Consider the following 14,887-nt stretch of genomic DNA (forward strand, 5'->3'; position numbering starts at 1 on the left):
GGCTAGGTCCGCTCCGGGCGGTCCGGCATGCTCCGTTCGGTAGTGGTGGGAGCGTGTCGTTGTCCGCTGCGGACATAGGGATGGACGGGTGGTGACCAGGGGACCGGGGCCGCGTGCCCCGACGCCGGGCGGGGAGCCGCGGTCCCTCCGGCCGCGTTCCCGCTCGCGAGGGGCGCCGCGCGGAGAGGACCGGCGCCGAGGAGGATGGGGTCCGAGGCCGACCACTTCGGCGTCCGCCGCAGGCGCCCCGGCCGGGTGACCTCCATCGGGTGGGGTCCCGCGGACAGATGGGACCTTCATGCGGCGCGGACCGGTTCGGACCGGCGGCCGCCCCCGTTCCGGCCCGGTGACGGATCGTCGACATCCGCTCCGCGACCGCATCCGGACCTCCGCAGAGCACGTCCAACAGCCTGACGGGGCACTAGATTGACGAGTGCACAGATGCGGACGGTCCTGGCTGGTCAGGGGGCAGGGTTCATGGATACCGAAGGCACGTACCACGCACGCGGCACGGAGGCGAACCCCGCCCATCCCGTCCCGCGCCCCGCCGGGCCTCCGCCCGCGGCCCCCCCGGTCCCCTCGTACGCACCGTCCCCCGCCACCGGCGCGTCCCTCGCCGACTGGCTGCGCACCCCGCGTCCCGCGGCCGACCCCGGCGTCTGGCGCTTCGGGCACCGGCCGCGGCCGGAGCAGGAGCCGGAGGCCGTCCCGGCCCGGCGACTGTTCGCGGGAGCGGTCGTCGCCCTGCTCACCGGGTGGCTGCTCTGGTCCCTGCTGTGGAACGGCTACCTCGGGCGCTACTGGCTGTGGCCGCTGCTCGTGCTGACCCCGGAGTCCTGGCGCTCCGACCCGCCCCTGTGGATGACCGTCAGCTACGTCTACTACGCCGTCGTCGGGGGCGGTCTGCTGGTCTTCTTCGCCAGGATCGGGCACGTACCGGAGATCTGGCGTCGGCTCACGCGCCGGGAGGACCTGCCCGCCCCGCCGCCGCCTCCGACCGACGCGGACCCGGCCGACTGGCCCGAGTTGCGGGACGCCGGCCTCGACGAAGCAGCCCGCACCCTTGCCGGGGCCACCCGGAAGGGGGCGCTCGGCGACGTCGACTACGCACGGATCCGGCGGGCGTGGCAGGGCGTGCGCACCCGCCCCGAGCGGCTGCCCGCCTTCACCGACGCCGTGCGCACGGACGGCGCCGCCGCCTGCGCGCACCCGTCGGGCGTCCGGGACCTGCCGGTCCGCACCGCCACGCACGACCTGGTCACCGGGCAGGTGAGGATCGGCACCGCGGCCGACCACTCCCGCAATCCCTACGCGCGCCGCACCACCGGCGTCGCCCTCGACCCGGCCCTGCTCGGCACCTCGCTCCTCGCCGTGGGGCCGTCTGGATCCGGGAAGACCGTGCGGCTCGTCCGGCCCGTGGTCGAGGCGATGTGTCTGCAGGCGCTCGCCAACCGCGCCGCCGTCGTCGCCGTCGCCGCACACGGCAGCGCACTCGCCCCCGACGAGGCCTTCGACCTCGTCATCGCCCTCGGCAGCCCCGAATCCACCCACGACCTCGATCTGTACGGCGGTGCGGACGACCCTGACGAGGCGGCCCGCATCCTCGCGGAGGCGCTGGTCGGCGACCTCACCGTCGACAGTCGTCGGGCCGCCACCGCCCTGGCCCAGCTCATCGGGCCGTACCAATGTGTCCACGGTCACTTCCCCGCCGTCCCCGACCTACGTGAACTCATCAGCGGGGCGCCCCGCGAAACACAGGAGCTGCGGGCCGCGCTGGAGGAAGCGGGGGAGGCGTCACAGCTCCGCGAACTGGACGCGCGTGCGAGGCAGTCGGAACGCGCCGACGACGTCGGGGTGCTGCTCGCCGAACGGATCGCCGTCCTGGACCGGCCCGCCTTCGCTCCCTTCTTCCGCACGCGCGAAGCGGGCCGCCAGTTCTCGCTGCGAGCGATCGAGCACCCGCTGCGAGTCCGGGTCGACCTGCCCGAGAGGGGCCGCGGCGAGGCCGCACGGATCATCGCCCGGCTTGTCCTCGCCCAGTTCACCGAGGCCGCGCTCGCGCGCTCGGACCGCTCGCTGTTCGCCTGCCTCGTGCTCGACGACGCCACGCACACCGTCACCGCCGACTCCGTTCGGGCCGTGCAGCGGCTGCGCTCGGCCCACGCGGGGGTGCTGCTGACCCTGCGCACGCTCGAGGACGTGCCCGAGGCGCTGCGCGGCCCGCTGCTCGGCTCGGTCGGGTGCCGGATGGCGTTCGCCGGCCTCGCGCCGTGGGACGGCGGCCGGTTCGCCGAGGCGTGGGGCACCGAGTGGGTCCAGACACGGGACGTCACCAACCGGCAGATCATCTCGGACGAGCCGCTCACCAAGGCGCTGCACTTCATGCGCCGCCTGGTGACCGGGAAGGCCGCGACGGCGGAGGCGGTGACGGTCCGTGAGGTGGAGCGGGAGCGCTGGTCCGCCTCCGACCTGGCCCATTCGGTGCCCGCCGGCCACGCCGTGCTGTCCCTGACGTCGGTCCGGGGCGAACACGTGCCCCCGCTGCTGGTGGATCTGCGGATCTGACGCAGCCACTGGTACGTCCTGGCAGAATCGAGGTACGCCGTTCATACGGGACGGCGAAAAGCCTCCCGTCGAAAGTCCGCGGTCCCATGCCGGTCACCCTCGCCTCGCTCGTCCAGCACTCCGCGCTCAAACTGACCGTACGCGCGGGGGCCGGACGGCTCGGGTCCCCCGTGCGCTGGGCGCACGTCAGCGAGCTCGCCGACCCCGTGCCCTACATGGAGGGCGGCGAGCTGCTGCTCGTCACGGCCATGACGCTGGACGCCGCCGACCCCGAGGCCATGCGCCGCTACGTGCGCAGGCTCGACGGTGCCGGTGTCGTCGGCCTCGGGTTCGCCGTCGGCGTCAACTACGAGGACGTCCCCGAAGCCCTGCTGCGGGCCGCCGAGGAGGCGGACTTCCCCCTCCTCGAAGTGCCGCGCCGGACCCCGTTCCTCGCCATCAGCAAGGCGGTTTCGGCCGCCATGGCCGCTGACCAGTACCGCGCGGTGACCGCGGGCTTCGAGGCCCAGCGCGAGCTGACGCGCGCCGCGCTCGGCGAGGGGCCGGCCGACCTACTGGCCAAGCTCGCCGCCCACGTCGACGGCTGGGCCGCGCTCTACGACGCCTCCGGGGCCGTGGTCTCCGCCGCGCCCGACTGGGCCGCCCGCCGTGCGGCCCGGCTCACCGGGGACGTGGAGCGGCTGCGCGAACGGCCGGCACCGGCCAGTGCCGTCGTCGGCGGCACCGACGACCGGGTCGAGCTGCAGTCGCTCGGCACGGGGCGCCGGGTGCGCGGCGTGCTCGCCGTGGGCACCGGGGCGCCGCTCGGTACGGCGGAGCGGTACGCCGTGCATTCCGCGGTGGCCTTGCTGACGCTGACGACGGAGCGCTCCCGCTCCCTTCAGGCGGCGGAGCAGCGCCTGGGAGCGGCCGTGCTGAGGATGATGCTGTCCGGCCAGCCGGACCACGCCCGGGCGGTGGCCGGCGATCTGTACGGGGGCCTGCTGGACGCACCGTTCCGCCTGCTGATCGCCGAACCGTCGGCCGGAGAACAGGACCCGGCCGCCGAGCAGCCGGTCCCCTCGCTCGTCGAGACCCTGGAGTCCGCCGCGTCCCGGGCGGGCGAGGCCGTGCTGATCGTGCCCGAGGGAAACGACCGCCTCGTGGTGCTCGCCGCCGACGGGGGAGCGGTCGCCCTCGCCTGCGAGACGTACGCCGAACGCGAAGCCGAGGAAGCGGGCGTCGTCGTCGGCATGTCCGCGCCGGCGGGACCCATCGCCGCAGTCGGCGCGTACAAGCAGGCGGAGCAAGCCCTTTCGGTGGCGCGCCGCAGGGGACGTGCGCTCGTCGAGCACGAGGAGCTCGCCGCGGGCTCCGTCCTGCCGCTCCTGGTCGACGACGCCGTGCGGGCGTTCGCCGACGGAATGCTCCGAGCCCTGTACGAGCACGACGCCACGGGGCGGGGCGACCTGGTGTCCTCGCTGCGCGCCTGGCTGTCCCGGCACGGGCAGTGGGACGCTGCCGCGGCCGACCTCGGCGTACACCGCCACACCCTGCGCTACCGGATGCGCCGCGTGGAGGAGATCCTCGGCCGGTCCCTGGACGATCCGGACGTGCGCATGGAGCTCTGGCTCGCCCTCAAGGCGACGGAGGGGCCACATCCGGCGCCGGCCTCGGCGCCGGAGTAGCCGCTGAGACTACCGTCGGAACGACCCGTCCGTCGGCGGTCTTGTCGCACACGCAGAGGAAAATGCCATTCTCCTGCCCGATTCCGGGCAGAATTGCTGGTCTTTGATGGTTGAAGTGCCTATGGTCCTGGCTCGTGATCAGCAGGCGGGGGAACTGCCCCCCGTCCACGAGACGAGAAGGACCGATGACGCAACTCCCGTCCCGTACCGATGATTCCGCGGTCGCCACCACCGATGCCGTCCCCAACGGAGCACCCGGCCATAGCCGGATACCCGGCCACGTCTGGGGCGCGCTCGCCATCGTGTACGTCGTCTGGGGATCGACGTACCTCGGCATCCGCGTCGTCGTCGAGACGATGCCCCCGTTCCTCTCCGCCGGCGCCCGCTTCGTCACCGCCGGACTGCTCCTCGGCGTGATCATCGCCTGGCGACAGGGGCCGACGGTACTGAAGGCCTCCCGTGCCCAGCTTGCTTCCGCCGCGCTCGTCGGCCTCCTGCTGCTCCTCGGCGGCAACGGGCTCGTCGTCTTCGCCGAGACCGCCGTTCCGTCGGGGCTCGCCGCGCTGCTGGTCGCCGTCGTCCCCGCGTGGGTGGTCGTCCTGCGCAGGGCGTCCGGGGAACGGCCGGGCCCCGGTGCATACGGCGGCGTCACCCTCGGTCTCGCCGGTCTCGCCGTGCTGACGCTGCCGGGCCTCAGCGGCGACGTCCGGCTGTGGGGCGTCCTCACCGTGGTCGCCGGGACCGTCATGTGGTCGGTCGGTTCGTTCTCCTCCTCGCGCATCCCGATGCCGGCCAACCCGTTCGTGGCCAGCGCCTACGAGATGGTCGCCGGCGGCATCGGCTGCCTCCTGGTCGGTCTGGGCCGGGGAGAGCAGCGCGGATTCGCCCTCGCCGACGTGTCGGGCAGGTCCTGGGTGGCCCTCGCCTACCTCGTCCTCTTCGGCTCCCTCCTGGCCTTCACGGCGTACGCCTGGCTCCTGCACTCGGCGCCGCTCTCCCTCGTCGCCACCTACGCCTACGTCAACCCGGTCGTCGCCGTGCTGCTCGGTGCGCTCGTGCTCGACGAACGGCTGACCTGGCCGATCGCGGTCGGCGGCGTCGTCGTGGTGGCGGGGGTGTGCCTGATCGTGAGCACGGAACGCCGCCGATGAGCTGCCTACTCGCCAATCCGGCAGGCCCGGCGCGCCGACCACTCCAGCGCGGACAAACCACGATTCGGCCCCACCGGCCTACCGTGTGAGGAGAGACCCCACTACTTCGGAAGGGCCGGGACCCGCATATGACTTCCACCCACGCCTTCTGGCTCGCCGGCCGCCAGGCGACCGGTGAGACGACCTTCGACGTGACCTCCCCGTGGGACGGCCGCCTGGTCGGCAAGGTCGCCGTCCCGAGCGATGCTCAGGTCGAGGAGGCCGTGGCCGCCGCGCACGCCGTCATGGACGAGTTCGCAGCGACCTCCGCCCACGTCCGTGCCGCCGCCCTCGACCACGTCTCCAAGCGTCTGGTCGAGCGCACCGAGGAGATCGCCCAGCTGATCTCCGCCGAGAACGGCAAGCCCGTCAAGTGGGCCCGCGGCGAGGTCGGGCGCGCCGTTTCCGTGTTCCGGTTCGCCGCGGAAGAGGCTCGCCGGTTCAACGGCGGCGAGGCACAGCGACTCGACACCGACGCCGGCGGCCAGGGGCGCCTCGCGCTCACTCGCCGGTTCCCCAAGGGCGTCGTCCTCGGCATCGCACCGTTCAACTTCCCGCTGAACCTGTGCGCACACAAGGTCGCCCCGGCGATCGCCGTCGGCGCCCCGATCATCCTCAAGCCGGCGCCCGCCACCCCGCTGTCCGGGCTGATCCTCGGTGAGTTGCTCGCCGAGACCGAGCTGCCCACCGGGTCGTGGTCCGTCCTCCCGGTGCCGAACGACAGGATGCCCGCCCTGGTCCAGGACGAACGCCTCCCGGTCATCTCCTTCACCGGTTCCGACAAGGTCGGCTACGCGATCATGGATTCGGTGCCGCGCAAGCACTGCACCCTGGAGCTCGGCGGCAACGGCGCCGCCGTGGTCCTGGCCGACTTCGCCTCCGAGGAGGACCTGGACTGGGCGGCGACCCGCATCGCCACCTTCTCCAACTACCAGGGCGGCCAGTCCTGCATCTCCGTGCAGCGCGTGATCGCCGACGCATCGGTGTACGACCGCCTGCTGCCGAAGATCGTCGCGGCAGTCGAGAACCAGGTCACCGGTGACCCGTCGGACGCGGCCACCGACGTCGGCCCGCTGGTCAACGAGGAAGCCGCCAAGCGGGTCGAGTCGTGGGTCGACGAGGCCGTCGGGGCAGGCGCCCAGCTGCTGACCGGCGGCAAGCGCGACGGGGCCTCCTACGCACCGACCGTCCTCACCGGCGTGCCCGCCGGCACCACCCTCGCCTGCGAGGAGGTCTTCGGGCCGGTCCTCACCGTGCAGAGCGTGGACGGCGAGGCCGAGGCATTCCGCGCGGTCAACGCCTCGAAGTACGGGCTCCAGGCGGGCGTGTTCACGCGCGACCTGCAGACCGCGTTCCGCGCCCACCGGGCACTGGAGGTGGGCGGCGTGGTCATCGGCGACGTCCCGTCCTACCGCGCCGACCAGATGCCGTACGGCGGCGTCAAGCAGTCCGGCGTGGGTCGCGAGGGCGTGAAGTTCGCGATGGACGACTACACGTACGAGCGGGTGCTGGTCCTCACCGGCCTGGCGCTGTAGTACGCACCGGACCGACGGCCGGAGCCCACTGTGCGGGGGCTCCGGCCGTCCTGTCTCCCGCGGGCCGCCCGGATCCACCCGGGTGCGCCGCAGGACTGGTGAGGCGGCGCGTAATCGGGTAGATACGGACGAGTAGCACCGGACGGTAGTTCCCGTCCGGCCGCCCCCTACGCAGCGGCGAGGTGATTCCCTCATGTCCGCCCCATCCACTCCGCAGGACACCCCGAAGGCCACCGTGACCCCAGAGGTCGACGGGCAGCCCAAGGTCACCGAGCGTGAGGCACGTCAGGTCGCCGAGGCCGCGCGCGAGCAGGGCTGGCGCAAGCCCAGCTTCGCCAAGGAACTGTTCCTCGGTCGTTTCCGGCTCGATCTGATCCACCCCCATCCGCTGCCGTCCGCCGACGACGTGCAGCGCGGCGAGGAGTTCCTCGCCAAACTGCGCGACCTCCTCGAGACGAAGGTCGACGGCGCGCTCATCGAGCGCGAGGCCCGCATACCCGACGAGGTCATCGACGGGATGAAGGAGCTCGGCGCCCTCGGTATGAAGATCGACCCGAAGTACGGCGGGCTCGGCCTCACCCAGGTGTACTACAACAAGGCCCTGGCTCTGGTCGGATCCGTGAGTCCGGCGCTCGGCGCGCTGCTCTCGGCGCACCAGTCGATCGGCGTACCGCAACCGCTGAAGATCTTCGGTACGCAGGAGCAGAAGGACAGGTTCCTCCCGCGGCTCGCCCGCACCGACATCTCGGCCTTCCTGCTCACCGAGCCGGACGTCGGCTCCGATCCGGCCCGCCTGGCCACCCTGGCCGTCCCCGACGGTGACGACTACGTGCTCGACGGCGTCAAGCTCTGGACGACGAACGGCGTCGTCGCAGACCTCCTCGTCGTCATGGCCCGGGTCCCGAAGTCCGAAGGCCACAAGGGGGGCATCACCGCCTTCGTGGTCGAGGCCGGATCGGAGGGCATCACCGTCGAGAACCGCAACGCCTTCATGGGGCTGCGCGGCATCGAGAACGGCGTGACCCGCTTCCACCAGGTCCGGGTCCCCGCGGCGAACCGCATCGGCCCCGAGGGCTCCGGTCTCAAGATCGCCCTGACCACCCTGAACACCGGCCGTCTGTCGCTCCCCGCGATGTGCGTGGGAGCGGGCAAGTGGTGCCTGAAGATCGCCCGCGAGTGGTCCGCGGCGCGCGAGCAGTGGGGCAAGCCGGTCGCCAAGCACGAGGCCGTCGGCGCGAAGATCTCCTTCATCGCCGCCACCACCTTCGCCCTCGAAGCCGTCGTCGACCTGTCCTCCCAGATGGCCGACGAGGACCGCAACGACATCCGCATCGAGGCGGCCCTCGCCAAGCTCTACGGGTCCGAGATGGGCTGGCGGATGACGGACGAGCTGGTCCAGATCCGCGGCGGACGCGGTTTCGAGACCGCAGACTCGCTCGCGGCCCGCGGCGAACGCGCCGTCCCGGCCGAGCAGTTGCTGCGTGACATGCGCATCAACCGCATCTTCGAGGGCTCGACGGAGATCATGCACCTGCTGATCGCCCGCGAAGCCGTCGACGCCCACCTCTCGGTCGCCGGCGACATCATCGACCCGGACAAGTCCTTCGGCGACAAGGCCAAGGCCGGTGCGGCCGCCTCCGCCTTCTACGCCCGCTGGCTGCCGAAGCTGGTCGCGGGACCGGGACAGCTGCCGGGAGCATACGGAGAGTTCCACCCGCGCGGGTACGTGGACCTGTCCTCCCACCTGCGCTACGTGGAACGCTCGGCGCGCAAGCTGGCCCGCTCGACGTTCTACGCGATGTCCCGGTGGCAGGGACGGATGGAGACCAAACAGGGCTTCCTCGGCCGGATCGTCGACATCGGCGCCGAACTCTTCGCGATGAGCGCCGCCTGTGTGCGGGCGGAACTGCTGCGCAAGACCGGTGAGCACGGCCGGGAGGCCTACCAACTCGCCGATGCGTTCTGCCGACAGTCCCGCATCCGCGTCGAGGAACTCTTCGACCGGCTCTGGACCAACACCGACGATCTCGACCGGAAGGTCGTGAACGGTGTGCTCGGCGGCTCGTACGCCTGGCTGGAGGAGGGAGTCCTCGACCCCAGCGGCGACGGACCCTGGATCGCCGACGCGACCCCCGGCCCAGCGACCCGGCCGAACGTCCACCGCCCGATCCGCTGAGAAGGCCCGCCCGCACGGTGCGGGGCGCCGCCACCACAGGGCGCCCCGTACCGAAGGACCCGCACCTCGGGAGGACCTCCTCCGCGACGCCGCACACGTGGGCGCGGGCCCTCCGCGGGACCGGCGGCGGCACACGGGGGGACGCCCTGTCCGACCGGCCGGACGCAGCGGCCACAATGGGGGGATGAGCGACAGCCCATCCCCCCTGGCCGACCCGCACGTCGTCTTCGATCCGACCGAAGACCGCCGGGACGTCGTCGTCCTCGGCTCCACCGGGTCCATCGGTACGCAGGCCATCGACCTGGTGTTGCGCAACCCCGACCGCTTCCGCGTCACCGGCCTGTCCGCCGCAGGCGGGCGGGTGCGCCTGCTCGCCGAGCAGGCGCACCGACTGCGGGTGCCCACGGTCGCCGTCGCACGCGAGGACACCGTCGCCGCGCTCCGAGAGGCCCTGCGCGAGGAGTACGGCCCGGGCGAGCCGCTGCCCGAGATCCTCGCGGGGCCCGACGCAGCCACCCGGCTCGCCGCCTCCGAGTGCCACACCGTCCTCAACGGCATCACCGGTTCCATCGGCCTCGCGCCGACCCTCGCCGCGCTGGAGGCGGGCCGGACGCTCGCCCTCGCGAACAAGGAGTCGCTGATCGTCGGCGGGCCGCTGGTGAAGGCGCTGGCCAAGCCCGGCCAGATCATCCCCGTCGACTCCGAGCACGCGGCGCTCTTCCAGGCGCTGGCCGCCGGCACCCGGGGTGACGTCCGCAAGTTGGTCGTGACCGCCTCCGGAGGCCCCTTCCGCGGCCGCACCAAGGCCGAACTCGCCGAGGTCACCCCCGAGGACGCCCTCGCGCACCCGACCTGGGCCATGGGCCCGGTGATCACCGTCAACAGCGCGACCCTCGTCAACAAGGGACTGGAGGTCATCGAGGCGCACCTCCTGTACGACCTCCCCTTCGACCGCATCGAGGTCGTCGTCCACCCGCAGTCCTACGTCCACTCGATGGTGGAATTCATCGACGGATCCACCCTCGCCCAGGCGACCCCGCCGGACATGCGTGGCCCGATCGCCATCGGCCTCGGCTGGCCCGGGCGGATCCCGGACGCCAGCCCTTCCTTCGACTGGTCGAATGCCTCGACCTGGGAGTTCTTCCCCCTCGACACCGAGGCTTTCCCCTCCGTGGGGCTCGCCAGGCACGTCGGCGAACTGGGAGGTACGGCACCAGCGGTGTTCAATGCCGCGAACGAGGAGTGCGTGGACGCGTTTCTCGCGGGACGGCTGCCGTTCAACGGAATCATGGATACGGTCACGGCAGTCGTCGGCGAACACGGGACCCCTGCCGGGGGAACTTCGCTGACGGTGCCGGACGTCCTGGAAGCGGAGGCATGGGCCCGAGCCCGCGCCCGGGAACTGGCTGAACTGACGGCGAAGGCGACAGCGGAGGCTCGCGCATGACGATTCTGTTGACGGTCCTCGGCATAGCGCTGTTCGCCGTGGGACTGCTCGTCTCCATCGCCTGGCACGAGCTCGGCCACCTTTCCACGGCCAAGCTCTTCGGCATCCGCGTGCCCCAGTACATGGTCGGCTTCGGTCCCACGATCTGGTCGCGGCACAAGGGCGAGACGGAGTACGGAATCAAGGCCATTCCGGCCGGCGGCTACATCCGGATGATCGGCATGTTCCCACCGGGGCCGGACGGACGGCTCGAAGCACGCTCGACCTCTCCCTGGCGCGGAATGATCGAAGACGCCCGATCGGCGGCCTTCGAGGAGCTCAAGCCCGGGGACGAGGACCGCCTCTTCTACACGCGCAAGCCCTGGAAGCGCGTGATCGTGATGTTCGCGGGCCCGTTCATGAACCTGGTGCTGGCCGTCGCGATCTTCCTCGGCGTCTCCATGTCGTTCGGATTCGCGACCCAGACCACCACGGTCGCGGGCGTCCAGAAATGCGTCATCCCGCAGAGCGAGAAGCGCGACACCTGCAAGGCGTCCGACCCGGTGTCACCCGCCACCGCCGCCGGGCTGCTCAAGGACGACAAGATCGTCGCCTTCAACGGACGGCCCGTCGACGACTGGGCCACGCTGTCCCAGCGGATCCGCGACACGATCGGACCGGCCACGATCACCGTCGACCGCGGCGGCGAGCAGAAGGTCCTCAAAGCCACCCTGCTGAAGAACCTGGTGGCCAAGAAGGACGCGGACGGGGACGTGGTCCCCAACCAGTACGTCGCCGCCGGCTACCTCGGTTTCGCCGCGAAGACCGAGATCGTGCCGCAGACCCTCGGCCAGTCCGCGGACCGCATGGGTGACATGTTCGAGAACGGTGTCGAGTCGATCATCTCGTTGCCCGGGAAGGTCCCCGACCTCTGGAACGCCGCCTTCGGTGACGGCGAGCGCAAGGACGACTCCCCGGTCGGCGTGGTCGGGGCCGCCCGCCTCAGCGGCGAGGTGCTCAACCTCGACGTGCCCACGCAGAACATCATCGCGACGTTCCTGATGCTGCTCGCCGGCTTCAACCTGTCGTTGTTCCTGTTCAACATGCTCCCGCTGCTGCCGCTGGACGGCGGTCACATCGCCGGAGCGCTGTGGGAGTCGCTGAGGCGCCAGGTGGCCAGGTTGTTCCGCAGGCCCGACCCCGGCCCGTTCGACGTGGCGAAGCTGATGCCGGTGGCCTACGTGGTGGCGGGGATCTTCATCTGCTTCACCCTGCTCGTGCTGGTCGCGGACATCGTCAATCCGGTGAAGATCACCTAGCGGTGCGACGACGGAGGGACGCGGCCGGGACCCGTGGGGCGCCCGACCGCGTCCCTTCGGGTGATCTCCCGCCGCGGTGTGCTGGGCCGGTGGCCCGTGGCGTAACCTCAAAGGCTGGAGCCCGCCCTCTCTGGGACTCGATCCACACCTTGGGGTTGCACAGCAGATGACCGCGATTTCTCTCGGGATGCCGTCCGTTCCGACCAAGCTCGCCGACCGGAGGGTCAGCCGCAAGATCCAGGTCGGCTCGGTCGCCGTCGGCGGCGACGCGCCCGTGTCGGTGCAGTCGATGACGACGACGCGGACCTCCGACATCGGCGCGACCCTGCAGCAGATCGCCGAGCTCACCGCGTCGGGCTGCCAGATCGTCCGTGTCGCCTGCCCCACCCAGGACGACGCCGACGCGCTCGCCACCATCGCCAAGAAGTCGCAGATCCCCGTGATCGCGGACATCCACTTCCAGCCGAAGTACGTGTTCGCCGCCATCGACGCCGGCTGCGCCGCGGTCCGCGTCAACCCGGGCAACATCAAGCAGTTCGACGACAAGGTCAAGGAGATCGCCAAGGCGGCCAGGGACGCCGGCACTCCCATCCGGATCGGTGTGAACGCGGGCTCGCTCGACAGGCGGCTGCTCCAGAAGTACGGCAAGGCCACCCCCGAGGCACTCGTCGAGTCGGCGCTGTGGGAGGCCTCCCTCTTCGAGGAGCACGATTTCCGCGACATCAAGATCTCGGTCAAGCACAACGACCCCGTCGTCATGGTCAACGCCTACCGGCAGCTCGCCGCCCAGTGCGACTACCCGCTGCACCTCGGCGTCACCGAGGCCGGCCCCGCCTTCCAGGGCACCATCAAGTCCGCTGTCGCGTTCGGCGCGCTGCTCAGCGAGGGCATCGGCGACACCATCCGGGTCTCGCTGTCCGCGCCGCCGGCCGAGGAGGTCAAGGTCGGCATCCAGATCCTGGAGTCGTTGAACCTCCGCCAGCGGCGCCTGGAGATCGTCTCCTGCCCTTCGTGCGGCCGCGCCCAGGTCGACGTCTACAAGCTGGCCGACCAGGTGTCCGCCGGACTCGAAGGCATGGAAGTCCCGCTGCGCGTCGCCGTCATGGGCTGCGTCGTCAACGGCCCCGGCGAGGCCCGCGAGGCCGACCTCGGCGTCGCGTCCGGCAACGGCAAGGGGCAGATCTTCGTCAAGGGTGAGGTCATCAAGACCGTCCCCGAGTCGAAGATCGTCGAGACCCTCATCGAAGAGGCCATGAAGATCGCCGCACAGATGGAGGCGGACGGGATCCCCTCCGGCGAGCCCGAGGTGTCCATCAGCTGAACCGTTCCGCGGAGGACCGGCCCCCGGCGCAGTCGGGGCCCGGTCCTCCTGCACGAGGAACTCCCGCGAGCGGTACCACGCGGCATCTCCGGGTACAGTGCGGAGACCAGCGGGCCCGTAGGGACGTGCCGAGACCGACGAGCCGTCCGTACGCCCGGGAGCTGGCCGGCCGAGCGGCACCTGTCGTTGCCCGCAAGGAGTGATGGAGGGCCCCTCGTGTTGACGCAGACCAGTACCCGGGTGCTCGACCCCGAAGACCTCGACGCCGCGCTCGCCGTCCTCGGGAGCGACCCGGTCGTCAATGCCTTCGTCACGGCCCGGGTCCAGGTCGCAGGCCTCGACCCTTGGCGGCTCGGCGGCGAGATGTGGGGCTGGTACGCGGAGGGCAGGCTCCGCTCGCTCTGCTACGCCGGGGCCAACCTCGTCCCCATCTGCGCCACCCCCGAAGCCGTGCGCGCCTTCGCCGACCGCGCCCGCAGGACCGGGCGCCGCTGCTCCTCGATCGTCGGACCGGCCGAGCCCACCGCGCAGCTCTGGCGACTGCTGGAGCCCAGCTGGGGCCCCGCCCGCGAAGTCCGGGCCCACCAGCCGCTCATGGTCACCGAGTGCCAGCCCGCGGACATCGCCCCGGACCCGTACGTCCGGCGCATCCGCAAGGAGGAGATGGACCTGATCATGCCCGCCTGCGTGGCCATGTTCACCGAAGAGGTCGGCGTCTCCCCGCTGGCCGGCGACGGGGGACTGCTCTACCAGGCCAGGGTCGCCGAACTGGTCGGCTCGGGCCGGTCCTTCGCCCGCATCGACGACGGCAAGGTCGTGTTCAAGGCCGAGATCGGCGCGGCCACTGCCCAGGCCTGCCAGATCCAGGGCGTCTGGGTGGCACCGGAGTACCGCGGCCGGCGCTTGTCGGAAACCGGCATGGCCGCCGTCATCCGCTACGCCCTCGCCGACGTCGCCCCCGTCGTCAGCCTCTATGTCAACGACTACAACACGGCCGCCCGCGCGGCCTACCGGCGCGTCGGATTCCGTGAAGTCGGTGCGTTCATGAGTGTGCTGTTCTGACCGGCTGACGCCGAAGTAGGGTTCCCGCCATGGAACGTGATGTCGAGGTCGGGCCGGTCAACCTCGCCGCCCGCGTGGACGACGCCCTCGCCGTGCAGGCCCTTGCCTTCGGGCTCAGCGACGAGGAGATCGGAGTGCGCCGCCACATCGTGCTCCGGCACCTGCTCTACCCGGGTGCCCAGGCATTCGGCGCCACGACCCCCCAGGGCAACCTGGTCGGCTTCGTGTACGGCATGCCCAACGACCGCACCCACTGGTGGTCCACCATCGTCGAGCCCTATCTGCGCACCAACGGCTCCGAAGACTGGCTCGACGACTCCTTCGTGATCACCGAGCTGCACGTCCACCCGCTTTACCAGGGGCGCGGTATCGGCCGGACGCTGATCACCACCATCACGGACGGGGTGCCCCAGCCGCGCTCCATCCTGTCGGCGATCGACGCGGAGAGCCCGGCGCGCGGCCTCTACCGCACTCTCGGCTACCGGGACCTGGCGCGGCGGGTGCTCTTCCCGAGCGCACCGAAGCCGTACGCGGTGATGGGGGCGCCGTTGCCGCTGCTGCGCGGCAACTGATTTCCACCCGCCCGCCCGGCCCGGCTAACCTCCTGCCCATCACCCTTTCTTGCA

General features: G+C 71.5%; 10 protein-coding genes. All 10 read left to right on the forward strand.

All coding sequences use genetic code 11. The annotated features are described in order from the left end of the window. Positions 1-477: 477 nt before the first annotated feature. The 10 genes from ACFXOM_RS14490 (at position 478) to ACFXOM_RS14535 (ending at position 14,833) form a co-directional block, all read left to right on the forward strand. Positions 478-2,565: an ATP-binding protein gene (locus ACFXOM_RS14490; RefSeq protein ID WP_385038026.1), complete on the forward strand. Its 2,088-nt coding sequence runs from the start codon at positions 478-480 to the stop codon at positions 2,563-2,565. 86 nt (positions 2,566-2,651) lie between these two features. Then, entirely contained in the window at positions 2,652-4,232 is a 1,581-nt protein-coding gene (locus ACFXOM_RS14495; protein WP_385038029.1) for a PucR family transcriptional regulator, read from the forward strand. A 185-nt stretch (positions 4,233-4,417) separates the two neighbouring features. Beyond that, the gene (locus tag ACFXOM_RS14500) at positions 4,418-5,383 is read left to right on the forward strand and encodes an EamA family transporter (protein ID WP_385038032.1); all 966 of its coding nucleotides are present in this window, start codon (positions 4,418-4,420) and stop codon (positions 5,381-5,383) included. A 128-nt stretch (positions 5,384-5,511) separates the two neighbouring features. Beyond that, positions 5,512-6,957, forward strand: a complete 1,446-nt coding sequence (locus tag ACFXOM_RS14505; protein WP_384934066.1) for an aldehyde dehydrogenase family protein — start codon at positions 5,512-5,514, stop codon at positions 6,955-6,957. Between the two features lie 193 nt (positions 6,958-7,150). Further along, entirely contained in the window at positions 7,151-9,133 is a 1,983-nt protein-coding gene (locus ACFXOM_RS14510) for an acyl-CoA dehydrogenase family protein (protein WP_384934069.1), read from the forward strand. A gap of 184 nt (positions 9,134-9,317) precedes the next feature. Further along, on the forward strand, positions 9,318-10,580 hold the full coding sequence (gene dxr, locus ACFXOM_RS14515; protein WP_385038034.1) for a 1-deoxy-D-xylulose-5-phosphate reductoisomerase: 1,263 nt from the start codon (positions 9,318-9,320) through the stop codon (positions 10,578-10,580). Continuing rightward, positions 10,577-11,878 (forward strand): M50 family metallopeptidase, encoded by a 1,302-nt coding sequence (locus ACFXOM_RS14520; protein ID WP_384941636.1) that lies wholly within the window; start codon positions 10,577-10,579, stop codon positions 11,876-11,878. The genes dxr and ACFXOM_RS14520 overlap by 4 nt, the downstream gene beginning before the upstream one ends. 166 nt (positions 11,879-12,044) lie before the next feature. Next, positions 12,045-13,199 carry a flavodoxin-dependent (E)-4-hydroxy-3-methylbut-2-enyl-diphosphate synthase gene (gene ispG / locus ACFXOM_RS14525; protein WP_384941638.1) on the forward strand — a complete coding sequence of 385 codons (1,155 nt, stop codon included), beginning with the start codon at positions 12,045-12,047 and terminating at the stop codon, positions 13,197-13,199. Between the two features lie 219 nt (positions 13,200-13,418). Next, entirely contained in the window at positions 13,419-14,261 is an 843-nt protein-coding gene (locus ACFXOM_RS14530) for a GNAT family N-acetyltransferase (RefSeq protein ID WP_384941639.1), read from the forward strand. A gap of 29 nt (positions 14,262-14,290) precedes the next feature. Then, positions 14,291-14,833: a GNAT family N-acetyltransferase gene (locus ACFXOM_RS14535; protein WP_384941641.1), complete on the forward strand. Its 543-nt coding sequence runs from the start codon at positions 14,291-14,293 to the stop codon at positions 14,831-14,833. The last annotated feature ends 54 nt before the right edge of the window (positions 14,834-14,887 follow it).

Source organism: Streptomyces sp. NPDC059169 (assembly GCF_042755225.1).
In the GTDB taxonomy this organism is placed as follows: Bacteria; Actinomycetota; Actinomycetes; order Streptomycetales; family Streptomycetaceae; genus Streptomyces.

Excerpts from the sequence above, each read along its gene's own strand:
- ACFXOM_RS14490 (WP_385038026.1), top strand. The coding sequence starts at position 478 with ATGGATACCGAAGGCACGTACCACGCACGCGGCACGGAGGCGAACCCC.
- ACFXOM_RS14495 (WP_385038029.1), top strand. The coding sequence starts at position 2,652 with ATGCCGGTCACCCTCGCCTCGCTCGTCCAGCACTCCGCGCTCAAACTG.
- ACFXOM_RS14500 (WP_385038032.1), top strand. The coding sequence starts at position 4,418 with ATGACGCAACTCCCGTCCCGTACCGATGATTCCGCGGTCGCCACCACC.
- ACFXOM_RS14505 (WP_384934066.1), top strand. The coding sequence starts at position 5,512 with ATGACTTCCACCCACGCCTTCTGGCTCGCCGGCCGCCAGGCGACCGGT.
- ACFXOM_RS14510 (WP_384934069.1), top strand. The coding sequence starts at position 7,151 with ATGTCCGCCCCATCCACTCCGCAGGACACCCCGAAGGCCACCGTGACC.
- dxr (WP_385038034.1), top strand. The coding sequence starts at position 9,318 with ATGAGCGACAGCCCATCCCCCCTGGCCGACCCGCACGTCGTCTTCGAT.
- ACFXOM_RS14520 (WP_384941636.1), top strand. The coding sequence starts at position 10,577 with ATGACGATTCTGTTGACGGTCCTCGGCATAGCGCTGTTCGCCGTGGGA.
- ispG (WP_384941638.1), top strand. The coding sequence starts at position 12,045 with ATGACCGCGATTTCTCTCGGGATGCCGTCCGTTCCGACCAAGCTCGCC.
- ACFXOM_RS14535 (WP_384941641.1), top strand. The coding sequence starts at position 14,291 with ATGGAACGTGATGTCGAGGTCGGGCCGGTCAACCTCGCCGCCCGCGTG.